General features: G+C 68.9%; 22 protein-coding genes and 1 tRNA gene. 6 read left to right on the plus strand and 17 right to left on the minus strand.

The features are described 5' to 3' along the window. Positions 1-16: 16 nt before the first annotated feature. Positions 17-691 (plus strand): monofunctional biosynthetic peptidoglycan transglycosylase, encoded by a 675-nt coding sequence (mtgA, locus tag QE452_RS10570; RefSeq protein WP_125995669.1) that lies wholly within the window; start codon positions 17-19, stop codon positions 689-691. A 168-nt stretch (positions 692-859) separates the two neighbouring features. Here mtgA and QE452_RS10575 read toward each other — a convergent pair whose 3' ends face one another. The 7 genes from QE452_RS10575 to QE452_RS10605 all read right to left on the minus strand — a co-directional run bounded on the left by QE452_RS10575 (position 860) and on the right by QE452_RS10605 (position 8,832). Further along, positions 860-1,102, minus strand: coding sequence for a hypothetical protein (locus QE452_RS10575; protein ID WP_309657866.1), 243 nt, complete (start codon positions 1,100-1,102; stop codon positions 860-862). 71 nt (positions 1,103-1,173) lie between these two features. Then, the gene (locus QE452_RS10580; protein ID WP_125995529.1) at positions 1,174-1,497 is read right to left on the minus strand and encodes a YbaB/EbfC family nucleoid-associated protein; all 324 of its coding nucleotides are present in this window, start codon (positions 1,495-1,497) and stop codon (positions 1,174-1,176) included. Beyond that, positions 1,494-3,119, minus strand: a complete 1,626-nt coding sequence (locus QE452_RS10585) for a DNA polymerase III subunit gamma/tau (protein ID WP_309658131.1) — start codon at positions 3,117-3,119, stop codon at positions 1,494-1,496. Before QE452_RS10585 ends, QE452_RS10580 begins: the two co-directional genes overlap by 4 nt. Before the next feature lie 294 nt (positions 3,120-3,413). Further along, positions 3,414-4,163, minus strand: coding sequence for a transglutaminase family protein (locus QE452_RS10590; RefSeq protein WP_309657865.1), 750 nt, complete (start codon positions 4,161-4,163; stop codon positions 3,414-3,416). 69 nt (positions 4,164-4,232) lie between these two features. Continuing rightward, positions 4,233-5,168 carry an alpha-E domain-containing protein gene (locus QE452_RS10595; RefSeq protein ID WP_309657864.1) on the minus strand — a complete coding sequence of 312 codons (936 nt, stop codon included), beginning with the start codon at positions 5,166-5,168 and terminating at the stop codon, positions 4,233-4,235. After that, complete coding sequence (locus QE452_RS10600; RefSeq protein ID WP_309657863.1) at positions 5,162-6,661, minus strand: circularly permuted type 2 ATP-grasp protein; 1,500 nt, start codon at positions 6,659-6,661, stop codon at positions 5,162-5,164. The genes QE452_RS10595 and QE452_RS10600 overlap by 7 nt, the downstream gene beginning before the upstream one ends. A 137-nt stretch (positions 6,662-6,798) precedes the next feature. After that, the gene (locus QE452_RS10605) at positions 6,799-8,832 is read right to left on the minus strand and encodes a protein-disulfide reductase DsbD domain-containing protein (protein WP_309730021.1); all 2,034 of its coding nucleotides are present in this window, start codon (positions 8,830-8,832) and stop codon (positions 6,799-6,801) included. A 68-nt stretch (positions 8,833-8,900) separates the two neighbouring features. Here QE452_RS10605 and QE452_RS10610 point away from each other — a divergent pair, with 68 nt between their 5' ends. Beyond that, positions 8,901-10,544, plus strand: a complete 1,644-nt coding sequence (locus QE452_RS10610; RefSeq protein ID WP_309730024.1) for an alkaline phosphatase family protein — start codon at positions 8,901-8,903, stop codon at positions 10,542-10,544. Positions 10,545-10,665: 121 nt separating this feature from the next. On the opposite strand, the gene trxB is transcribed toward QE452_RS10610, so the two are convergent. Further along, positions 10,666-11,634 (minus strand): thioredoxin-disulfide reductase, encoded by a 969-nt coding sequence (trxB, locus tag QE452_RS10615; RefSeq protein ID WP_309657860.1) that lies wholly within the window; start codon positions 11,632-11,634, stop codon positions 10,666-10,668. Positions 11,635-11,836: 202 nt separating this feature from the next. Here trxB and QE452_RS10620 point away from each other — a divergent pair, with 202 nt between their 5' ends. Genes QE452_RS10620 through fdhD form a run of 3 tightly spaced genes read left to right on the plus strand, consistent with a single transcriptional unit; the run spans position 11,837 to position 15,499 of the window. Beyond that, complete coding sequence (locus QE452_RS10620; protein ID WP_309658130.1) at positions 11,837-14,116, plus strand: FdhF/YdeP family oxidoreductase; 2,280 nt, start codon at positions 11,837-11,839, stop codon at positions 14,114-14,116. After that, entirely contained in the window at positions 14,113-14,649 is a 537-nt protein-coding gene (locus QE452_RS10625; RefSeq protein ID WP_309657859.1) for a molybdenum cofactor guanylyltransferase, read from the plus strand. The genes QE452_RS10620 and QE452_RS10625 overlap by 4 nt, the downstream gene beginning before the upstream one ends. Positions 14,650-14,698: 49 nt before the next feature. After that, a complete protein-coding gene (fdhD, locus tag QE452_RS10630) occupies positions 14,699-15,499 on the plus strand; it encodes a formate dehydrogenase accessory sulfurtransferase FdhD (protein ID WP_309657858.1) in 801 nt (266 codons plus the stop codon). 31 nt (positions 15,500-15,530) lie between these two features. Here fdhD and QE452_RS10635 read toward each other — a convergent pair. The 3 genes from QE452_RS10635 to QE452_RS10645 all read right to left on the minus strand — a co-directional run bounded on the left by QE452_RS10635 (position 15,531) and on the right by QE452_RS10645 (position 18,096). Beyond that, positions 15,531-15,607: transfer RNA gene (locus QE452_RS10635), tRNA-Met, on the minus strand. A gap of 54 nt (positions 15,608-15,661) precedes the next feature. Then, a complete protein-coding gene (locus QE452_RS10640) occupies positions 15,662-16,186 on the minus strand; it encodes a 2'-5' RNA ligase family protein (protein ID WP_309657857.1) in 525 nt (174 codons plus the stop codon). Further along, positions 16,183-18,096, minus strand: a complete 1,914-nt coding sequence (locus tag QE452_RS10645) for a potassium transporter Kup (protein ID WP_405052796.1) — start codon at positions 18,094-18,096, stop codon at positions 16,183-16,185. The genes QE452_RS10640 and QE452_RS10645 overlap by 4 nt, the downstream gene beginning before the upstream one ends. Positions 18,097-18,376: 280 nt before the next feature. Here QE452_RS10645 and QE452_RS10650 point away from each other — a divergent pair, with 280 nt between their 5' ends. Then, complete coding sequence (locus tag QE452_RS10650) at positions 18,377-18,595, plus strand: DUF3072 domain-containing protein (RefSeq protein WP_125995502.1); 219 nt, start codon at positions 18,377-18,379, stop codon at positions 18,593-18,595. Between the two features lie 13 nt (positions 18,596-18,608). Here QE452_RS10650 and QE452_RS10655 read toward each other — a convergent pair whose 3' ends face one another. From QE452_RS10655 to ccmC, 6 genes are all read right to left on the minus strand, one after another. Further along, on the minus strand, positions 18,609-19,226 hold the full coding sequence (locus QE452_RS10655) for a hypothetical protein (protein WP_309657856.1): 618 nt from the start codon (positions 19,224-19,226) through the stop codon (positions 18,609-18,611). Between the two features lie 11 nt (positions 19,227-19,237). After that, positions 19,238-19,648 carry a cytochrome c-type biogenesis protein gene (locus QE452_RS10660; protein ID WP_309657855.1) on the minus strand — a complete coding sequence of 137 codons (411 nt, stop codon included), beginning with the start codon at positions 19,646-19,648 and terminating at the stop codon, positions 19,238-19,240. Further along, positions 19,645-20,169 (minus strand): redoxin family protein, encoded by a 525-nt coding sequence (locus QE452_RS10665; protein ID WP_309657854.1) that lies wholly within the window; start codon positions 20,167-20,169, stop codon positions 19,645-19,647. The genes QE452_RS10660 and QE452_RS10665 overlap by 4 nt, the downstream gene beginning before the upstream one ends. Continuing rightward, positions 20,166-22,088, minus strand: coding sequence for a heme lyase CcmF/NrfE family subunit (locus tag QE452_RS10670; RefSeq protein WP_309657853.1), 1,923 nt, complete (start codon positions 22,086-22,088; stop codon positions 20,166-20,168). Before QE452_RS10670 ends, QE452_RS10665 begins: the two co-directional genes overlap by 4 nt. Beyond that, entirely contained in the window at positions 22,085-22,519 is a 435-nt protein-coding gene (gene ccmE / locus QE452_RS10675) for a cytochrome c maturation protein CcmE (protein ID WP_309657852.1), read from the minus strand. Before ccmE ends, QE452_RS10670 begins: the two co-directional genes overlap by 4 nt. A gap of 100 nt (positions 22,520-22,619) precedes the next feature. Next, positions 22,620-23,345, minus strand: a complete 726-nt coding sequence (gene ccmC / locus QE452_RS10680) for a heme ABC transporter permease CcmC (RefSeq protein WP_309657851.1) — start codon at positions 23,343-23,345, stop codon at positions 22,620-22,622. Between the last annotated feature and the right edge of the window lie 10 nt (positions 23,346-23,355).

A 23,355-nucleotide genomic window follows, 5' to 3' on the forward strand; every position in this document is an offset into this window, starting at 1 on the left:
GATAAGGATCGCGGCCATGCTCTGGTTCTTCCGCTGGCTGCTCAAGGCGGCCCTGGTCTTCATGCTCGGTTCGGTGCTGTGGGTGCTGGCTTATCGCCTCGTGCCGCCGCCCTTCACCTTCACGATGCTGGGCGACGTGATCGGCGGGCGCAGCGTCACCAAGGACTGGATGCCGCTGTCGGAGATGGACCCGAACATGGCGCGCGCCGCCATCGCCGGCGAGGATTCGCGCTTCTGCTCGCATTCCGGCTTCGACTTCCGCGCGATCGGCGCGGCGGCGATGCGCAATGCGGAGGGCGGCCGCATCCGGGGCGGATCGACGATCAGCCAGCAGACCGCGAAGAACGCCTTCCTGTTCCAGGGCGGCGGCTATCTGCGCAAGGCGGTGGAGGCCTGGTTCACCTTCCTGATCGAGCATCTCTGGGGCAAGCGCCGGATCATGGAGGTCTATCTCAACATCGCCGAGACGGGGATCGGCACCTATGGCGCCAATGCCGGGGCGATGCGCTATTTCGGTCATGACGCATCGCACCTGACCCCGCTGGAGGCCGCGCGCATCGCCGCCGTCCTGCCCCTGCCCAAGAAGCGCGCCGCCATCGATCCACGTGGCTTCGTCCGCCGGCATGGCAATGTGCTGGCGCGATATGTGGGCGTGGTACGGCGGGGCGGCTTGGATCGCTGCCTGTCGTAGAAGTGATGCGAAGGATGTGCAGGGGTTCGGGTCTGCCGTCCCTGTCATCGGGGTTCGGACAGAACCTCATGCAGCGCATCACCACAGGCTTGCGGCACGACACCGGACACGCTCCGCGCGTTCATCCGATGCCGGGAAGCGGGGCGGACCGAAGCCCGCCCCATATGCTTACTTGCCCTCGACCGCGTCGCCGACCTTGTCGGCCGCGCCGCCGACGCTCTTGGCGGCGGAGCTGATCGCGGCGTCCTTGCGGTTCTCGGACCCCTGGCGGCCGAACAGGTAGATGCCACCGATCACCACCGCGATCAGCAACACGATCGCGATCAGCGCGGTGCCGCCGCCGCCACTGCGGCGCTCGATGATCGTGGTCGTCGGACGGGTGTCGGTCGTGGTGTAGCGTTCCTCGGCCATGGCGGCTCTCCTCTCCTGTCAGGATCGGAAAAACGCCATGGATCAACATCTTGTTCCAGTCCCGAAACGGGTCAGAACGGCAGCTTGAACCCCGGCGGCAGCGGCAGGCCGTTGGTCATCTTCGACATCTCCGCACCCGATACCGCGTCCGCCTTGCCACGCGCATCGTTGAAGGCTGCCGTCAGCAGATCCTCCAGCATCCCCTTTTCGGAGACCTGCATCAGCGAATCGTCGATCGCGATGCCGATGATCCGGCCCTTGGCGGACGCCTTCACCTTGACCAGACCCCCGCCCGACACACCCTCGACCTCGATCGTGTCGAGGCTGGCCTGCGCCTTTTGCAGCTCGTTCTGGACGTTCTGCGCCATCGCCAGAATGTCGTCGAGATTGTTCACATGCTACTCCTTTGGCTATTCCACACCAGTTCGGCGTCGGGGAAGGCCGCCATCGCCGCCTGGACCAGTTCGGTCTTCAGCATGGCCTGACGTCGCGCCTCGTCCGCCGCCGCATCGGCTTCGTTCAGCGTCGGCTCGCCCGGCGCATCCTCCAGCGTGATCTTCCAGACCTGGCGCGTCATCGCCTTCAGCGCGGCGGCCAAATCCGACAGCGTGTCGGCCGAGATGGGGCGCGAGCCGCTGAACACAAGTTCCGGCGGTGCATAGCGCACCAGCCGCGCGCCCTGTCGCAGCCGTGCGACCAGCGCGAGCTGGTTGGCGGCGTCCAGCGCCTCGACCATCGCCGGGAAATCGGCCGGGATGAGCGAGACGGGTGCGGCCGGCGCAGCGGCCGGTGCCGGGGCCGGCGCGGCCGCCGCCGGTGCGGCCAGCACCCCGCCCTCGGCGATCTTGCGCGCCAATTCGCCGGGATCGGGCAATTGCGAGGCATGGATGACGCGCAGCAGCGCCATCTCCGCCGCCTCGATCGGCAGCGCCGCCTGCGCCACCTCGTCATGCCCCTTCAACGTCAACTGCCAGAGCCGGTGCAGCACGGGGAAGGAGAGCCTGGTCGCCCAGTCGCGCCGCGCCTCGCGCTCCTCCAGCGCCTGGGCCGGATCGTCCGCGCCGCCGACCTTGGTCAGGGTGACGCCGTGCACCATCTCCATCAGCGCGCGCAGCACCGACACCGGATCGACGCCGTGATCATATTGCCGGCGCAGGCTGGCGAGCGCCTCGACCGCATTGCCGGCGAGCAGCAGGCCGAACAGGTCGCGCACCGCGCCGCGATCCGACAGGCCGAGCATCTGGCGTACCGCCTCGGCCGAGACGCCGCCGCCCTCCAGCCCGGCATGGGCGATCGCCTGATCCAGGATCGACAGGCCGTCGCGCGCCGACCCCTCCGCCGCGCGCGCGACCAGCGCCAGCGCTTCTGCCTCCGCCGTCACGCCCTCGGCCTCGCAGACCTTGGCGAAATGCTCCGCCAGCTTCTCCGCCGGGATGCGCCGCAGGTCGAAGCGCTGGCAGCGCGACAGCACCGTGATCGGCACCTTGTTGACCTCGGTCGTCGCGAACAGGAACTTCACATGGGCGGGCGGTTCCTCCAGCGTCTTCAGAAGCGCGTTGAACGCGTTCTTCGACAGCATATGGACTTCGTCGATGATGTAGATCTTGAAGCGCGCCGCCACCGCCGCATAGCGCGACGCCTCGATGATCTCGCGCACATCGTCGACGCCGGTATGCGAGGCGGCGTCCATCTCGATCACGTCGATATGCCGCCCCTCCGCGATCGCGCGGCATGGCTCGCACACCCCGCACGGATCGATCGTCGGGCCGCCCTGCCCGTCCGGGCCAACGCAGTTCAGCGCCTTGGCGATCAGCCGCGCGGTGGAGGTCTTGCCCACCCCGCGCACACCGGTCATCAGAAAGGCATGGGCCAGCCGGTCGCGCTTGATCGCATTGCCCAGGGTCTGAACCATCGCGTCCTGCCCGATCAGCTGCGAGAAGGTCTGCGGCCGATATTTGCGGGCCAGCACCCGATACGCCTCGGGCGCCGGGGCCGCCGCGGCGGCGGGCGCAGGCATCGGCAGGTCGAAGGGCGGCGGCGCGTCCATGTCGAGAGTGTCAGCCACGGTGGGCACCCATGGCGAAGGCGGATCGAAGCGGAAGCATTGCCCCCAACATAGGCCGCCCGCGCGCCCGCGTCAGGGGGTAATCGGCACGCGTGGTGTTTGATCTTGAGAGGCGATGGCCGGAAGAATGCGCTGCGGCCAAGGGGACCGTTGCACAACCCTCAGGACCATGATGACGAAGGCAAGCGGGATGACCGGCCCCGGCCGTCCCTACACTTCCATGCTCCCTGCGCTGCTGCGCGACCCCTATGCCTCGATCACCGGCGCGCCCGCGACCGGGCTCGCGCCTCCGGCATCCAGCGCCGTGGCGAGGCGGACATGGGCTTCCTCCGGCGAGCGGCCGAGCAGGGGATCGAAGCCGATCCAGCCGATCCCCTCGACATAGGCCTCCGCCCAGCCATGCGGGCTGGCGACCGGCGCGTCACCATGCTGGCAATAGCCGGAGACATAGCGCGCCGGCCGCCCCAGACTGCGCGCGGCGACCAGGAAGATATGGACCATCTCGACCGGATCGACTGTCCCGCTGGCGAAGGCCTCGCCCAGCGTGCGCGACGGGTCGCCGGCCGATACGATGGCGAATCGGTCGTGCAGCGCCGTGTTGATGGCGTGGAGCGCGCCGAGCGGCTTCAGCTCCGCCCCGGTTTCCTGCGCGAAGGCGGCGATGGCGGGATCGACGGGCGTCGCCTCGGTCGCGCGCAGGAACAGCGCGGGCGGCAGTTGCTCGGCCACGCCGCGCAGCACGCCATGCGCATTGCTGGTCAGCACCTCGCCCGTCACCTCGATCGCCAGCGTGTCGAGCGGCGTATCGACATAGAGCATCGTCACCGCATTGCCGAAGCCGTCGCGCCCCGGCCGCATCCGGGCGTCGCGATCGACATCGATCCGCCAGCGCACCACCGTCTGGTCGTCGCTGGTCGGCGGCGTAAGGCGCAGGGCCTGGACCAGGCCGGCCTGCGCACCCGCGAGGCGATAGACCGCCCGATGCTCGATCGTCATCCGCATGTCTTTACGATGCCCCTGTTCGAACCATCGGCCCTACCCCTGGGCCGATGGCCATGTCCCTGATCACATGAACTTGAACTGCCGGCCGATCGCGCCGTGCAGCAGCGCATTCTCTTCAATGAAATTCTGTAGATATTGGTGCAGCCCGGCCGCGATCACCTCACCCGACCGGGTCTTGACCATGCGCGAGGCGCGCAGCCGCGCCATCCGGTCCGCCTCGCCGTGCAGGCCGGTGCGCCGCGCCAGCATCCCCAGCACGTCCACCGTCTCCTCGACCGACGCGGCGAGACTGCGCGGCAGTTCGGCGCGCGCGATCAGCAGGTCGATGACGTTCGCCGGGGCAAGCCCGTCCGAATAGAGCCAGCGATAGGCGGTCACCGCCGACACGGTCTGGAGGATCGTGGTCCACTGGTCGCGATCGACCACGCCGCCGATCCGCTCGCCCGCCGGCAGCAGGATGTGGTACTTCACGTCGAGCAGCCGCGCGGTGTTGTCGGCGCGCTCCACCGCCTGGCCCAGGCGGATGAACCAGGTGGTCTGGTTGCGAAGCATCCGGTGCACCGCACCCTCGAACCCGCGCGTCTCGTGCTTCACCGCATCGGTCAGCGCCAGCACGGCGGTGGGGTCGTCGGCCGAGGGCTTGGCCGCGAAGGTCAGCCAGGCCTGGTTGATCGCGGTCCAGGCCTCGCGCGTCAGCGCGGTGCGCACCGCACGGGCGTTGAGCCGCGCCATCTCGACGCAGCGGACGATCGAGCCGGGATGGCTGGTCTCCACGGTCAGGAACCTGGCGACCTCGCGCCGGCGCAACTCGCGGCCGCCGGTCGCGAAGGCCTGGGTCGTGTCGGTCACCGCCAGCGCCGAGGCCCAGGCCGCCTGCCCCGCCGGGCGCGCCGACAGCACGTCGAGCCGCACCGTCGCCTCGACCAGCCGGGCGATGAAGTCGGCCCGCTCGAAATAACGCCCCAGCCAGTAGAGCGAGGATGCGGTCCGGCTCAGCATGCCGCGCCGCCCAGCGTCTGGACCTGGGTCATGGTGCCCAGGCTCTGGCTTTGGCTCTGGCTGCGTTCGTCCGGTGCCTCCATCAGCACGAAACTGTCCTTGGTGCCGCCGCCCTGGCTGGAATTGACGACCAGCGATCCCTCGCGCAGCGCCACGCGGGTCAGGCCACCCGGCACCACCTGCACGCCGCGCGATCCGGTGAGGAGGAAGGGACGGAAATCGACATGGCGCGGGGCCAGGCCGCGATCCGCCATGGTCGGCACGGTCGACAGGGCCAGGGTCGGCTGCGCGATATAGCGATGCGGCTCGGCGATCAGCGCGGCGCGGAACTGCTCGATCTCGGCCGTGCTGGCGGTCGGGCCGACCAGCATCCCATAGCCGCCCGACCCGTCGACCAGCTTGACCACCAGTTCCGGCAGATGGTCGAGCACATAGCGAAGCGCCTGCGGCTCGCGGCAGCGCCAGGTCTCGACATTGGGCAGCTTCGCCTCGCCGCCCGAATAATAGCGGACGATCTCCGGCATGTAGCTGTAGATCGCCTTGTCGTCGGCGATGCCGTTGCCCGGTGCGTTGATGATCGCAACATTGCCGGCGGCATAGGCGGCGATCAGGCCGGGCACGCCCAGTCGCGAATCGGGGCGGAACACCAGCGGATCGAGGAAATCGTCGTCGACCCGGCGATAGATCACATCGACCTTCACCCGGCCCGCGATCGTCCGCATCCAGACGATATCATCGTCCACCACCAGATCGGCCGCCTCGACCAGCTCGATCCCCATCGAATCGGCCAGGAAGCTGTGCTCGTAATAGGCCGAGTTGTAATGGCCCGGCGTCAGCACGACGCAGGTCGGCGCGGACACCCCCTCGGGCGCCACCGACTTCATCGTCTCCAGCAGCCGGTCGGGATAGCTGTCGACCGCCGCGACGCGGAAGTTGCGGAACAGCTCGGGGCAGAGGCGCAGCATCGCCTCCCGATTCTCCAGCATGTAGCTGACGCCCGACGGCGTGCGGGCATTATCCTCCAGCACGTAGAATTCGTCCGGGCCGGTGCGCACCAGATCGATGCCGCAGATATGCGCCCAGACGCCGTGCGGCGGCCGCATCCCCGCGATCTCCGGCCGGAATTGCGGATTGCCGAAGATCAGATCCTCCGGCAGCACCCCGTCCTTCAGGATGCGCCGCTCGCCATAAATGTCCTCGAGAAAGGCGTTGATCGCCTCCACCCGCTGCACCAGCCCCTCGGACAGGCGCGCCCATTCGCCGGGCAGGAAGACGCGCGGCACGATGTCGAACGGGATGATCCGCTCGCTCGCCTCGCTCTCGCCATAGACGGCGAAGGTGATCCCCAATTGGCGAAAGGCCGCCTCCGCCGCAGCCTGGCGGCGACGCAATTCGCTTTCGGGCGTGGTCTGGAGCCAGCGTCCCAGCGCCGCCAGTTCGGCGCGCGCCGCGCCGTCGCTCCCCATGATCTCGTCGAATGCCACTGTCCCCATCGCGACGATCATCATTCTCCCTGACGGCCCGGTCGAGGCGACCGGCCGGCAAACGATGCTGCGGCAGTTCGCCGCGTCGCACAAGAGGGGGAAGGGACGGTTTCGGTCTTAACGTGCGTCCATGGCGATTTAGATTGTCACGTCCCCTCGGACAGCGCGGTCAGCGTGCCGGTGGTCAGCACCTGTGGCAACACGCGCGGTTCCTTGGCGCCGGGGGCGTACCAGAGGTAGAGCGGCACGCCGGCGCGGTTGTGCGCCTCGATGAAGCGGCCGAGCGCCGGGTCGCCATCCGTCCAGTCGCCGACCATCACCGCGACCTTGCCCCGGCGGAAGGAGTCGGCGACGGCGGCGGTCTCGATCGCGGTCTTCTCATTGACCTTGCAGGTCAGGCACCAGTCGGCGGTGAAATAGGCGAAGACCGGCTTGCCTTCCGCGCGCAGGGTGGCAAGCCGCGCCTCGCTGAACGGCTCCGCGCCGGCAAGGCTCGCCTCCGCGCTGGCGGCGGCGGGGCGGACGGTCATCACGCCCGCGACCGCCAGCAGCAGCGCGACCAGCCCCGGCGCCCAGACGCGTTCGCGGCCGATGCTCTGGAGCCGGCCGGTCCACCACAGGCCGAGCGCCGCCAGCAGCAGCGCGGCGAGGCCCAGGGTCATGCCGTCGACGCCCGCCTGCCGCCCCAGAATCCAGGCGAGGCCGAGCGCGGTCAGCAGCATCGGCACCGACAGGATGCGCCGCAGCCGCGCCATCCACGGCCCCGGCTTGGGCAGTCGCCGCCGCAAGGCCGGCACGAAGCCGATGAGCAGGAACGGCAGCGCGATCCCCAGCCCCAGCCCGGCGAAGATCAGCAGCGCTGCGAAGGTCGGCAGCACCAGCGCCGCGCCCAGCGCCGCGCCCATGAACGGCCCGGTACACGGCGTCGCAACGAAGGCCGCGAGCGCGCCGGTGGCGAAGGCGCCGGTCGCGCCGCTCTCCCCCGCGAAGCGCGGCGTCGGCAGTTCGAACAGCCCGGCCAGGTTGAGCGCGATGCCCCCCACCAGCAGCAGCAGCACGCCGATGACGCGCGGGTCCTGCAACTGGAACGCCCAGCCCGCCGTCGAACCCGCAGCGCGGATCGCCAGCAAGCCGCCGCCCAGCGCCAGGCAGACCAGCACCACGCCCGCCGTATAGGCCAGAGCCTCGCCCCGCGCCTCCCGCTCGGTCCCGCCGCCCCGCGCCAGGCTCAGCGCCTTGAGGCTCAGGATCGGGAAGACGCAGGGCATGATGTTGAGGATCAGCCCGCCCAGCACCGCACCCAGGAACGCCAGGATCGCGGTGGCCGCCTGCCCCGCCGTGGCCGCGCCTTGCGAGGTCGTGGAGGCGGCGACGGTGCCGGGCTTGGCGGTCAGCGCCAGCCCCTCGCCCGGCGCGGTCGCCAGCACGCCCGCGATCGGCGCGGTCGGTGCGGTGGCGGCGGCGTCCGTCTCGACGATCAGCCGGTCGCCATCGCGCGTGACCTTTTGGGGGGCGGCCATCGCGATGCTGCCCGCATCGGCGGGGTAGAAATAGGGCTTGTCGATCGGCGCATCGGCCGGGAACGGCACCGACAGGCGCAACTGCTTGCCGACCACCTGATAGGTGGCGGTCGATCCCAGCGGACGCGGCAGCCGCCGCCGCCAGCTGTCGAACCGGGCGCGGTCGGCGGGCGCGATGCTGCCGTCGCCGACCGTCAGGGTGGTGGACAGCGTCTGCCGTTCGGGCACGCAGACCGTGTCGGTGCAGACCAGATAGTCGAGCTTCACCCGGATCGGCAGCGGCGTACCGACCGCCAGCCCCGCCGGCACCTTCAGGTCGACCAGCAGCGCGAAGGGCTGTTCATAGACATAGTTCATCAGCCCGGCGACGGTCAGCCGCTGCGGCACCGGATAGCGGAGCGGCCCCGCCGACGCGCCCTTGGGCAGGGTCCATTCGGCCAGCGTCTCGATCCCGGCATCGCCCGGATTCTTCCAATAGCCGTGCCAGCCGGCCTGCGGCTTGGCGGCGAGCGCCAGCGTCACCGTACCGCCGGCGCGCGGGGTCGCGCTTTCGGCGGCGATCGTCATCGCCAGATGCGTCTCCCCCGGGGCCTGCGCCAGCGCAGGAAGAGCGACGAAGAACGCCAGAACCGTCATCATCCGGCAAAACCAGGCTGTCATGGGGCCGTCTTGTCTCCTGTGGGTCAGCGTTCCATAGCGAAGCCTGCCCCCCGCACCAAGGATCGTCGATGAAGTCGCCTGTCATGCTCGCCGCCGCCCTGCTCCTCGCCTCCGCCGCGCCCGTGCTGGCGCAGACCCAGGCGACCGCGACCGCACCGGCGTCCCCCCGGCCCGCGCCGAAGCTGATCGTCGCCATCTCGGTCGACCAGTTTTCCGCCGACCTGTTCGCGCAATATCGCAACCACTTCACCGGCGGCATGGCGCGGCTGCTGAACGGCGCGGTGTTTCCGTCCGGCTATCAGAGCCATGCGGCGACCGAGACCTGCCCCGGCCATTCGACGATCCTGACCGGCTATCGCCCCGCGCATACCGGCATCATCGCCAATAACTGGATCGACCAGTCGGTCGGGCTGGAGGACAAGGTGGTCTATTGCGCGGAGGACACGTCGGTCCCCGGCTCGACCCACACCAAATACACCGTCACCGACCGCACGCTGAAGGTGCCGACGCTCGGCGAGCGGATGAAGGCGGCCAACCCCGCCTCGCGAGTCGTGTCGGTCGCGGGCAAGGACCGGGCGGCGGTGATGATGGGCGGCCACAAGGTCGACGAGCTGTGGTGGTGGGACGGCAAGACCTACAGCTCCTTCGCCGGCCGCGCGGTGCCGCCGGTCGTGCAGCGGACCCGCGACACGGTAGCGGCGCTGATCGCCCGGCCGCAGACCGCGCTGCCCCTGCCCAATTGGTGCAAGCCGCTGGACCGGGCGATCACGGTCAACAACGTCACGCTCGGCCAGGGCCGGTTCGAACGCGAGGCGGGCGACGCCACCGCCTTCCGCGCCTCGCCCGCCGCCGATGCGGCCGTCCTGGCGATGGCCGCCGGGCTGGTGCAGGACATGAAGCTGGGCAAGGGCCCCGCCCCCGACCTGATCGCGATCGGCCTGTCCGCGACCGACTATATCGGCCATTCGCGCGGCACCCAGGGCACCGAGATGTGCATCCAGATGGACCAGCTCGACCAGGCGCTGGCCGGCTTCTTCGAGGTGCTGGACCAGAGCGGCGTGGATTATGAGGTGATGCTGACCGCCGACCACGGCGCGCACGACATGACCGAGCGGCAGGTCGAACGCGCCATGCCGATGGAAACGCATGTCTCGCCCGAACTCCAGGCCAAGACGGTCGGCGCGGCGATCGCGCAGCAGATGAAGCTGGAGGGGCCGGTGCTGCTCGGTGCGGAAAGCGACATCTATGTCGACCGCAACCTGCCCCAGCCGGTCCGCGCCCGTGTGCTGGCGGAGGCGAAGCGCCGCTACAGCGCGATGCCGCAGGTCGCCGCCGCGCTGACCCGCGACGAGATCGCCGCCACTCCCTGGCCGACCACCCCGCCCGAGACCTGGACGCTGGCGGAGCGGGCGCGATCCTCCTTCGACCCGGAACGGTCGGGCGACCTGCTGATCCTGCTCAAGCCGCGCGTCACCACGATCGAGAAGCCGGGCCCCGGCTATGTCGAGACGCATGGCAGCCCCTGGGATTATGACCGCCGCGTGCCGATCCTGTTCTGGCGCAAGGGGATGACGCCGTTCGAACAGCCCTTGTCGGTGGAGACGGTCGACATCGTGCCGACGCTGGGCGCGACGATCGGCTTGAAGACGCCGGGGGTGGATGGCCGCTGCCTGGACCTCGATCCGGGTCCGGCAGACACCTGCGCCAAGTAAGGCGTGCCTCTGTTCCCCGGCGAAGGCCGGGGTCCAGTTGGGGGACGCTTCCTTACGAAGGCCTTCCCACCTGGGCCCCGGCCTTCGCCGGGGAACAGAAGGGAAAGCAGATGGGCAGCCGTTACTCCGCCGCCTGCTTCAGCTCGGCGAATTCCTCCGCCTGGAGGAAGCGCTCGGCGTCCAGCGCGGCCATGCAGCCGGTGCCCGCCGCCGTCACCGCCTGGCGATAGACCTTGTCCGCCACGTCGCCACAGGCGAACACACCGGCCACGCTGGTGCGGGTCGAACCCGTCTCGACCGCGATATAGCCGTCATCGTCCAGCGCCAGATGGCCGCGGAACAGCTCGGTGGCGGGATGGTGGCCGATCGCGACGAAGCCGCCCTCGACATCCAGCCGGCTATGCTCGCCCGTCACCGTGTCCTCCAGGTCGAGCGCGACCAGCCCGGCGGTGCCGCCGCCGTCGACGAAGGTGCGGACCTCCTTGTTCCACAGCACCGTGATGTTGGGATGCGCGAACAGACGCTCCTGCAGGATACGCTCGGCCCGCAGCGAATCGCGGCGGTGGATCAGCGTCACGTCGTCGCTGTGGTTGGTCAGATACAGCGCCTCCTCGACCGCGGTGTTGCCGCCGCCGATCACCGCCACCTTCTTGCCGCGATAGAAGAAGCCGTCGCAGGTCGCGCAGGCCGACACGCCCTTGCCCTTCATCGCCTCTTCCGAATCGAGGCCGAGCCACTTGGCCTGCGCACCGGTGGCGATCACCAGCACCTCGCCCTCATAGACGTCGCCGCCATCGCCGATCAGCCGGAACGGGCGGCGCGACAGGTCGACCGAGACGATCGTGTCCCACATCAGCGTGGTGCCGACATGCTCGGCCTGTTTCTGCATCTGCTCCATCAGCCAGGGGCCCTGGATGACGTCGGCGAAGCCCGGATAATTCTCGACTTCCGTGGTGGTGGTCAGCTGGCCGCCCGGCTGGATGCCCTGGACCACGATCGGCTTCATCCCCGCCCGCGCGCCATAGATGGCGGCGGACAGGCCCGCCGGGCCGGAGCCGAGGATGAGCATACGGGTGGAATGAGTCGCCATGATACCGATCGTCCTAGAGGTGTTTGCGTCCATGTAGGCGCTTGGACACCAAAAATGAACCGGATGACGGAAACGTCACGGCACTCCCATGCCCTCCGATCGTTGGCAGGTCAGGCGGAGGATTATCATGCACGACGAACACCCGATGGACGACCAGCACGCCCACGATCAGCACGGGCGCGAAGAGGGCGAGCGCGACTCGATGAGCGGCCAGGATATCGTCATCAAGCCGTACACCGCTCCCGCCGGTGGCTGGGGATCGATGCGCGGCATGGTCGAGGTCCTGCCGGGCGAGCGGCCGGGTATCGACGTGCTCGACACATTGCGCCGCCAGAACAAGCCCGAGGGCTTCATGTGCGTGTCCTGCGCCTGGGGCAAACCCGCCAAGCCGCATATCGCCGAATTCTGCGAGAACGGCGCCAAGGCCACCGCCTGGGAGCTGACCAAGCACCGCGCCACCCCCGCCCTGTTCCAGCAGCATACCGTGTCGGAAATGGCCGAATGGCCGGATTACGACCTGGAGAAGACCGGGCGGCTGACCCACCCGATGCGCTACGACCGCGCGACCGACAAATATGTCGCCGCCAGCTGGGACGAGGCGTTCGCCGCGATCGGCGCCAAGCTGAAGGCCTGCGACCCCAAGAAGGTCGTGCTTTACTCCTCGGGCCGGGCCTCGCTCGAAACCTCGTTCATGTATTCGCTGTTCGCGCGGATGTGGGGGCAGCAGAACCTGCCCGATTCGTCGAACATGTGCCACGAGACCACTTCGGTCGGGCTGAAGGCGGCGATCGGATCGCCGGTCGCGACGATCCAGATGGAGGATTACGACAAGTGCGACGCGATCTTCTGCTTCGGGCAGAATGTCGGCACCAACGCTCCCCGGATGCTTCACACGCTCAAATCCTGCCGCGACCGGGGCGTCGAGATCGTTACCTTCAATCCGCTGCGGGAGCGCGGCTGGGAGCGGTTCGCCGATCCGCAGAGCCCGCTCGACATGATCGCGGGGCAGGAAACCAAGATCTCGACCCAATATCATCAACTCCATGCCGGCGGCGACATCGCGGCCATCGTCGGCATGTGCAAATTGGTGATCGAGGCGGACGACCATGCCATCGCCCATGGCGGCACGCGCGTGGTCGACCATCATTTCGTCGAACAGCATACCGTGCGGTTCGAGGCGTTCGCCGACTATTGCCGTCGGGCCGACTGGGACGAACTGACCCATGCCAGCGGCCTGACGCGCGGTGCGATCGAGGCGGCGGCGCGCGTCTATATGCGCGCCGAGCGGGTCATCGCCGTCTATGGCATGGGCATCACCCAGCATCGCTATGGCATGGACAGCCTGTTCGTGCTCACCAACTTCCTGATGCTGCGCGGCAATATTGGTCGCGAGGGCGCAGGACCGGGACCGGTGCGCGGGCATAGCAACGTGCAGGGCCAGCGTACCGTCGGCATCACCGAGAAGACCGAGCTCGCCCCCGTCGAGCGGCTGAAGACATTGTTCCAGTTCGATCCCCCGACCGAAAAGGGCTGGGACACGGTGGAAAGCTGCCGCGCGATCATTTCGGGCGAGTGTCAGGGCTTCGTCCAGCTCGGCGGCAATTTCCTGCGCGCCACGCCCGAACATGCCAAGATGAAAGAGGCCTGGGCCAAGCTGCCGATCACCGTCCATATCGCCACCAAGCTCAACAAGAGCCAGCTCGTGCCGGGCCAGGAAAGCTGGATCCTCCCCTGCCTGGGCCGCTCGGAACAGGATATGCAGGCGACTGGCCGGCAGGCGGTGTCGATGGAGGATTCGTTCAGCCACATCTATGGCTCGGTCGGCAAAGTGAAGCCGGCGTCCGAAACGCTGTTGTCCGAACCGGCGATCGTCGCCGGCATCGCCAAGGCGGTGCTGCCGCCCAACCCCAATGTCCCCTGGGACGCCTGGGTCGGCGATTATGGCCTGGTCCGGACCGCGATCGAGAATTGCTATCCGGACAAGTTCGCCAATTTCAACGAGCGTTTGTTCGAACCCGGCGGCTTCTGGAAGGGCAACCCCGCATCGCATCGGAAATGGGAGACGGAAAGCGGCAAGGCGGAATTCAATGTGCCGCGCGCGCTCAACGCCTCCGGCTTCGCGGACAAGGACGGGCGGTTCCGGCTGATCACGCTGCGCTCCAACGACCAGTTCAACACCACCATCTATGGCTATGACGACCGTTTCCGCGGCATCCGGGGCACGCGCATGGTGGTGATGATGAACCGCGACGACATGGCCCGGCTGGGATTGAAGGAAGGCGACAAGGTGGCGCTGGAGAGCGATGCCGAGGACGGCGTCGACCGCACGGTCGAGGGTCTGCGCGTCGTCGAATACAACATCCCAGCGGGCAATCTGGGCGGCTATTATCCCGAGCTCAACTATCTGATCCCGCTGGAGCATCATGCGCTGGAAAGCCATGTGCCGGCGGGCAAGTCGGTACCGGTACGCGTGCGGGCATGAGCCGGGTGCTGGGCGCGGTCCTGGCGGGGGGGCAATCCTCCCGCTTCGGGTCGGACAAGGCGGCAGCGACGCTGGACGGCCGCGACCTGCTGCATCACGCCGCCGACCGGCTGCGCCCGCATGTCGATTCGATCGTGGTGGTGGGCGAGCGGATGGGCGGCCTGCCCGACCTGCCGCGCGCAGGCCTTGGACCGCTGGGCGGGATTGCGGCGGCGCTCGATTATGGCTGCACGCATGGCTATCGCTGCGTGCTGACGATCGGTTGCGACATGCCGGTGGTGCCCGACGGGCTGATCGAGGCGCTGCTGCGCCGTGCCCCGGCCTATTGCAGCGAGGCGCCGATCCTGGGCCACTGGCCGGCGGCGCTTGGCGCGCAGTTGCTGGGGCATATCGAAACCGCGCCGGATCGCTCGGTCCGACGCTGGGCGCGGAGCATCGGCGCGCTGCCGATCGTGCCCGATGCGCCGATCCCCAACGTCAACACGCCGGATGACCTGGAGGCGCTGGCGGGACGGCGCTACGCCTCGGCGTAAGTCCCTTCATTCCTCCCCCGCCGGGGAAGGAATCGCGTTGGAAATGCCCATGACCACCAAGACCCGCCCCATCCGCATCGTCCGGCCCGACCACATCGCCCCCGGCGAACGCCAGGTCGCGATCGAGGCGCCCGTCGCGATCGAGGTCGACGGACTGGGCTATGCGGTGATGATGATGACGCCGGCGGACCTGACGGCCTTCGCCACCGGCTTCCTGCTGACCGAGCGGCTGGCCGATGAGGCGGCCGATGTGATAGCGGTCGAGCCGTTCGAGGCTGAGGCGGGCTGGATCGTCCGCGTCGCCCTGTCGGAGCGATGCAGCGGCCGTATCCATGACCGTGTACGCCATCGCACCAGCGATACGAGTTGCGGCCTGTGCGGCATCGCCGGACTGGAGCAGCTCCGCCGCCCCGCCCTGCCCGCGCCCCGCCCACAAGTGGCGCCGGAGGCTTTGTTCACGGCGCTGGCGGCCTTGCGCGCGCATCAGCCGCTCAACGCTGCGACCGGCGCGGTCCATGCCGCCGTCGCCTGCGACCGGGAGGGACATATCCTCGCCGCCTTCGAGGATGTCGGCCGTCACAATGCGCTCGACAAGCTGGTCGGCGATTTGGCGATCCGCGGTCGGGCGGTCGACGGCTTCCTGCTCGTCACGTCGCGAATCAGCTTCGAGATGGTCGACAAGGCACTGGTCGCCCGCGCGCCGCTGCTGGTCGGCATCTCCGCACCGACGACGCTGGCGATCGACCATGCCGCCGCGCACGACCTGACGCTGGCCGCGCTGGCGCGCAGCGACAGCCTGCTGATCGCGAACGATCCCTATGAATGTTTTGAGATTTCAGGCGACGCGTGATGCGCGATCCGGCCTGAAGAAAAGGCCACGGTGGTAGCGAAGGAGGGACTTGAACCCCCGACCCCAGGATTATGATTCCCGTGCTCTAACCAGCTGAGCTACTTCGCCATAAGGCGTTGGCTCCACCGTGGAGGCGCGCGTTTAGCAGGCTTGTCGGTGGCGTCAAGCGAACAAATGACGCGACAGCAATTCCCAGGGGCCCCCGCGATACCACCAGGCCGCCAGCCCCGCGACCCCGACCGCACGCGGCTGGAACTCCGCCTGCAAGCGGCCGAGCAACAGCTTCGCGACCTTGGGGTCGACCTTGTTCTGGATGGTGACATGCGGTCGCCAGCCGCCGGCATCCTGCGGCGTCAGCATCCCGGCAAAGGCATCGACCAGATCGGCGCGGATGCCGGTCAGCATCGGGCAGTCGATCCGATAGGCGACGCCCCGGCCCAGCGACATCAGGCCGCCGACCTTGGCATCGGGTGCGCGGACGCCCCGCGTCGCCTGGGTCAGGCGATGCTTCAACTCGGCGGCGCTGGACGGTGGCAAGTGGTGGAAGAGCGTGCAATGTGCCGCCAGCACATTGCGTTCGGGCGGAAAATAGGCGGCGCGCTGCGCGTCGAACCAGCCCTGGTCGGCTCGGCCGAACAGCGCGGTGACGATGATGGGGGCGGGGACGAACGCCCCCTCCCCGCTCAAATCTCCACCTGACTGCCGAGCTCGACCACCCGGTTGGTCGGCAGGCGGAAGAATTCCATCGCCCCTTCGGCGTTGCGCAGCATCCAGGCGAACAGCTTTTCGCGCCACAGCGCCATGCCCGGCCGGTCGGAGGGCAGCAGCGTCTGCCGCGACAGGAAGAAGCTGGTGTCCATCATCCGGAACGCCTTTTCCGGCCCCGCCGCCTGTTTCAGCGCCGCGGGCACGTCCGGCTCCTCCATGAAGCCGAAGCGCAGCACGATCCGGTGGAAGCCCTCGCCCAGCGTCTCCTTCTTCACCCGGTCGGCATCGGGCCAATAGGGCTGGTCGGCGATCTTCACGGTCAGCAGCACGATCCGCTCGTGCAGCACCTTGTTGTGCTTCAGATTGTGGAGCAGCGCGTGCGGCACGCCGTCGGGCGTCGAGGTCATGAACACGGCGGTGCCCGGCACGCGGGTGGCGGAGGCGGCGGCCGAATCGATGAAGACCTTCATCGGCATCGCATCCTCGCGCAGCCGCTCCATCATCAGCTTGCGCCCCTTGGACCAGGTGGTCAGCACGGTGAAGACGATCACGCCGATCAGCAGCGGGAACCAGCCGCCGTCCGGCACCTTGGTCAGGTTGGACGCGAAATACAGGCCGTCGATCGCCAGGAAGATCGTGGTGCCGACGATCACCAGCCAGGTCGGCCATTGCCACACGCGCTTGATCAGCACGGCGACCATGCAGGTGCTGATGAACATCGTGCCGGTGACGGCGATGCCATAGGCCGCCGCGAGGTTGGACGATTCGCGGAAGCCGAAGATCAGCAGCACGACCATGATCATCAGCGTCCAGTTGGCGACCGGGATGTAGATCTGCCCCGCCTCCGACGCGCTGGTATGTTCGATGCGCAGGCGCGGCATCAGGCCGAGCTGCACCGCCTGCTGCACCACCGAGAAGGCGCCGGTGATGACCGCCTGGCTGGCGATGACGGTCGCCATGGTCGCCAGGATCACCAGCGGCAGCCGCCAGCTTTCCGGCGCCATCAGGAAGAACGGATTCTCCGCCGCGCTGGGCGAGGCGAGCAGCAGCGCGCCCTGCCCCAGATAGTTGATCATCAGCGCCGGGAAGACGAGATAGAGCCACGCCACCTCGATCGGGCGGCGGCCGAAATGGCCCATATCGGCATAGAGCGCCTCCGCCCCCGTCACCGCCAGCACCACCGAGCCGAGCGCGAGGAAGGCGAGGCCGCCATCCTCCGCGGCGAAGCGGAACGCCCAGCGCGGGTCGAGCGCCAGCAGCACCTCGGGCCGGGCGAAGATCTGCATCAGGCCGAGCAGCGTCAGCACGACGAAATAGACCAGCATCACCGGGCCGAACAGCTTGCCGACCCGTGCCGTGCCGCTCGACTGGATATAGAACAGGCCGACCAGAATCGCGACCGACACCGGGATGACGAAGGCGTCGAAGCCCTGCTCGACCGTCGCCAGCCCCTCGACCGCCGACATGACCGAGATGGCGGGCGTGATCATGCAGTCGCCGAAGAACAGGGCCGTCGCCAGTACGCCCAGGATCACCAGGCTGGTGCCCCATTTTCGCCCCGCGCCGCTGCGCCGCTGGATGAGAGCGAGCAGCGCCAGGCTGCCGCCCTCGCCATTATTGTCGGCGCGCAGGATGGTCAGGACATATTTGACCGTGACGATCAGGAACAGCGACCAGAAGATCAGGCTGACCACGCCGAAGATATGGAGCTGGTCGACCGTCAGCGGATGATGGCCGACGAACACCTCCTTCATCGCGTAGAGCGGGCTGGTGCCGATATCGCCATAGACGACACCGATCGCGCCCAGCGCCAGCTTGGCGAGGCCCTGTTTGGGATGATGATGGTGGCCGTGGGTCGGCGACACGACGGCGGCGGGGTCGGACGCGATCGCGCTCGGGGTGGCGGTGCTCACCGGCGGTACGATCGATCCGGGAAACGTATCAGGAATTTCATGGCGAAAAACGCACTTTCCAGCGCTGACATCAGACGGCGCGATTAGCATGGCTCCCCCGCACCCGCAACGGGACATGCCCGGCCCGGGCCCGTCCCGCCATTCGACGGCAATCCATGTCACCATTGGGCATGGAAGATTTTATGACGCCGTCACCATGACTTGCGACCGGAACATCGCACGAACGCAGAGGTTGATGCCGGCGAAAGGACCCAGCATGACCGACACCGCCAATCCCAAGAGCGAACCCTTCTCCAACGCCGAGAAGGACCCCAATGACTGGACCACCGGCGACGAGCCGATGACCGGCGCGCAGGCCAGTTATCTGAAGACGCTGAGCGAGGAAGCCGGCGAGGAATTCGACGATTCGCTGACCAAGGCGGATGCCTCCAAGCGGATCGATGCGCTGCAGGAGAAGACCGGACGCGGCAAGTAAGCCGCGGACGCTCCTATCGCCTGCCGGTCGCCGCGATGAGCTGGCGCACCATCGCCAGCCGCTCCGCGACCGCCGGGCGATAATTCGCCTGGGGGTGCGTCCGCTCCAGCGCCCGCGTCCAGCAGCGCTCCGCGCCCGCCAGGTCGCCGCTCCGCACCAGCGCGACGCCCAGGAAGAAATAAGGCCCCGGATGGCGCGGATCGAGCCGGTTCGCCTGGTCGAAGGCCAGTCGCGCGGCGGGTGACACCCGACCCCCATCATGGCGGACCAGCGCATCGCCCAGGGCCGTCCAGAGCTGCACGCTTTTCGGCGCGCCGCGCAGCGCTCCCAGGATCGTCTCCACCTCGTATCGTGACGATCCCACGCGCGCCATGGCATCGGCGGCGGTCAGATACGCCCCCTCCGCCCCGTAGCGCCCGAACATGTCGGTGCGCAGGTCGATGATCGCGGCATCGCTGACCAGCGCCTCGCGATCGGCTTTTACCGGATGGCCGGGCAGCGTCGGCGCGCCCTGCCACGCATAGCCCGCCGCGCCCAGCATCAGCGCGGCGCCGACCAGCGACCAGAGCCGCCGTGGCACATGCAGCAGCGCCAGCGCCACCGCGCTCGCCAGCATCAGCATCAGGAGCATGACCCAGCCCATCATTGCCCCCGGCTGCGGCGGAAGCTGCCGCGCGCGATCCAGCCGCCCAGCGCCAGCAACAGGATCGGCGCGAGCCACAGGGGCCAGGTCGCGGCCTCCAGCGGCGGGTCATAGCTGATATAGCTGCCGTAGCGGTCGATCAGCCATTGCCGGATCGCCGACGGCCGTTCCCCGGCGCGGATGCGGGTGCGGACCAGCGCGCGCATGTCGCCCGCCATGGTCGCGTCGCTATCGGCGATCGACTGGCCCTGGCAGACGACGCAGCGCAACGTCTCCATCAGCGCCTTGGCCTGGGCCTCCTGCGCCGGATCGGGCAGTTGCGTGTCGGCAAGCGGCGCGCGCGTCGCGGTCTGCGCCTGGACGGGGGCGGCCAGCAGCAGCGACAGCGTGACGGTCGAAAGCCGGGTCATCGCGCGGCCTCCACCGCCGCGACGATCTCGGCGACCTGGTCGGCGCGGATGTCGCCGATATATTGGCGACGAATCACGCCTTTGGCATCGACCAGGAACGTCTCCGGCACGCCCGAGGACCCCAAAGCGAGCTGGGTGGCGCTGGCCGGATCGTCGCCGATCCGCTCATAGGGATCGCCGTTGCGGCGCAGAAAGGCCTGCACGTCCGCGCCCGCGTCGCGGATCGCGATCGCCTCGATCGACACGCCCGCGCGCTTCAGCGCCAGCAATTGCGGTGCCTCGGCGATGCAGGGAATGCACCAGCTGGCGAAGACGTTGAGCAGGCGCGGTCGCCCCGTGAAATCGGCTTTGGCCAGGCCCGGCTTGCCCGGCACGATCGGCCGGAGCGCGAATTCGGGCAGGGGCCGGTCGATCAGCGTCGAATGGACGGCCCGGTCGGCCGGCCGGAACAGCCCGATCGCGACGATCAGCAGCAGCAGCAGGAAGCCGGCGAACGGCACCCAAAGCAGCGGCCGCCTCACCAGCCCGGCTCCGCCACGGCGCGGCGGCGCGGCAGCACGCGGCCGACCAGCGACACCAGCCCGCCCAGCGCCACCAGCACGCCGCCGAACCAGATCAGCGTCACGAACGGCTTCCACCACAGCCGGACCTGCCAGCGGCCGGTGCCATCGGGCTGGCCGAGCACCGTATAGAGCTGGCCATCGGCCACGGTCGCGATGGCGCTTTCGCTGGTCGTGGTCGGCGGCGTGGTGAAGGTCCGCGACTGGGGGAAGAGTTCGCGCCGCGCATCGTCGCGGGTGGCGGTCAGCCGCGCCTGCACCGCCGACCAATTGTCCGCCACCACCGGCGACAGGCCATCGAGCGTCACCCGCCACGGGCCGACCCGCGTCGAGTCGCCCGGCCGCAGCGCGATCAGCCGCTCGGCGGTGAAGGCCGCGTCGCAGGCCATGCCGGCCATGCTCACCGCGATGCCGAGATGCGCGATCACCATGCCCCAGGTGAACAGCGGCGTGCGGCGCAGGTTACGGCCCCAGAGCGGCGCGACGCTCGCCACCGCCAGCCCCGCCGCGAGGCTGAGGCCCAGCAGCGGGAATATACCGATCGGCATGGCGAAGACGATCAGGCCGGCAAAGGCGAAGACGGTGGCGGCGATCGGCCAGGTGGCGCGCACCAACAACGCCTGCACCGAGTCGCGCCGCCAGCGGAGCAGCGGCCCCAGCCCCATCAGCGCGACCAGCAGCAGCGCCACCGGCCCCGCGGCCTTGTTGAAGAAGGGCGGCCCGACCGACAGCTGCACGCCGAACCCGGCCGCGACCAAGGGATAGAGCGTGCCGATCAGCACGATTCCCAGGATCACCGACAGCAGCAGGTTGTTGGCGACCAGCCCGCCCTCGCGACTGACCGGCTCGAACAGCCGCCCCTGCCGCACCGTCCCGACCCGCAGGCCGAACAGCAGCAGTGCGCCGCCGATATAGAGCGCCAGCAGCACCAGGATGAAGGCGCCGCGCGTCGGATCGACCGCAAAGGCATGGACGCTGGTGAGGATGCCGGAGCGGACCAGGAAGGTGCCGATCATCGACATGGAGAAGGCAACCACCGCCAGCATCACCGTCCAGGCGCGCAGGCCGTCGCGCGTCGCCAGCACCGTCACCGAATGGAGCAGCGCGGTCGCCGCCAGCCACGGCATCAGCGAGGCATTCTCCACCGGGTCCCAGAACCACCAGCCGCCCCAGCCCAGCTCGTAATAGGCCCAGTAGCTGCCGGCGGTGATGCCGAGCGTCAGGAATATCCACGCGCCCAGCACCCAGGGCCGCATCGCGCGGGCGAAGTCGCGACCGACCTGCCCGGTCAGCAGCGCGCCCACCGCGAAGGAGAAGGCGACCGACAGGCCGACATAACCGGCATAGAGGGTCGGCGGATGGAAGGCGAGGCCGGGGTCCTGGAGCAGCGGGTTGAGTCCCGCCCCATCCGCCGGCGCCGGCTCGGCCCGTGCGAAGGGATTGGAGGCGAAGAGCAAGAAGGCATAGAAGCCGAGCGCGATCACCGCCTGCGCGCCCAGCGTCGCGGTCAGCGTGCGCATGTCGAGCCGGCGCTCGACCAGCGCCACCGCGCCGCCCGCCATTCCCAGGATCGTGACCCAGAGCAGCATCGATCCTTCGTGATTGCCCCAGGCCCCGGCGAATTTATACAGCCACGGCTTGGCCGAATGGCTGTTCTCCACGACCAGCTTCACCGACATGTCGGATTGCAGGAAGAGCAGGATCAGCAGCAGCATCGCGACCAGGGCCAAGGCGCCCTGCACGATCGCGACCGGCCGCACCGCCGCCATCAGTTCTTCCGCATCGTCCCGCGAACGCAGGCCGAGCGCCGCCAGCACCAGTTGCAGGGCGGCGAGCGCGGTGGCGAGCCACAGGGCGGCGAGACCGGCTTCCGCGATCACTGCGCCAGCGTCCTCGTCTCGTGCATCGCCCCGGCGACCTGGGGCGGCATATAGCGTTCGTCATGCTTGGCGAGCAGGTTGGTCGCGACGAAGCCGCCCCCCGGCTGGAACCGCCCCTCCGCCACCACGCCCGATTTCTCGCGGAACAGGTCGGGGACGATGCCGGCATAGGTGACCGGCGTGGTCGCGCGGCCATCGGTAACGGTGAAATGCACGGTCACGCCATCGGCGGCGCGGCGTACCGATCCGGCCGCGACCATGCCGCCCAGCCGCACCGCCCGGTCGAGCGGCGGGGCCTGCCGCGCCACGTCGGACGGCGCGTAGAAGAAGGCCGCCTGATCCTTCAGCGCCGACAGGGCGAGCAGGGCCGCGAGCGCCACCGCCCCCAGCGCCAGCGCGACCAGCAGCATCCGTTGGTTCTTCGCGGTCATCGTTTCTCCGCGTCGCGCATCGCGCGCCAGGCGGCGAAGGCGATGGCGGCCGTGCCGCCCAGGGTGACCCCATAGGCGGCAATGACGAAGGGCCAGGGGTTCATGCGCGCGCCATCCGGCGCATCCGCGATTCCGCCTTGGCGCGGGCGAGCAGCGTCCGCATCCGCATCAGGACGATGGCGGCGAAGATCGCGGTGAAGCCGATCAGCATGAAGGGCAGCGGCCACAGGATCGCGCCGTCGATGCTGGAGCCGGTCAGGCCGATGCTCGGCCCCTGGTGCAGCGTGTTCCACCACACCACCGAATAGCGGATGATCGGCAGCAGCACGGTGCCGGCGATCCCGAACAGCGCCGGGATGCGTCCGTCGCCGCCCCGCTCCGCATCGGCGCGGGCGAGCGCGACATAGCCGCAATAGACGAAGAACAGCAGCAGCATCGAGGTCAGCCGCCCGTCCCATTGCCACCAGGTGCCCCAGGTCGGCCGGCCCCAGATCGATCCGGTGACCAGGCACAAGGCGGCGAAGGCCGCGCCCACCGGCGCGATGGCGCGCGCGGCGATGCCGGCCAGCGGATGCCGCCACACCAGCAGCGCGATCGACGACAGCGCGATACCGCTCCACCCGCCCATGCCCAGCCAGGCGGCGGGGACATGGATGTAGAGGATTCGCACCGTCTCGCCCTGGAGATAGTCGGGCGGCGTCCGCGTCAGCCCCGCCCAGCAGCCGATCGCGACCAGCAGCACGCCGGCCCAGAACAGGATCGGCGTCAGCGGTCTCGCCACCTTCAGGAAGCGCGCGGGGTTGGCGAAGGCGTGGAGCGTGGTCACGACAAAGCCT

The sequence above is a fragment of the Sphingomonas sp. SORGH_AS_0438 genome (assembly GCF_031453475.1).
Classification (GTDB): Bacteria; Pseudomonadota; Alphaproteobacteria; order Sphingomonadales; family Sphingomonadaceae; genus Sphingomonas.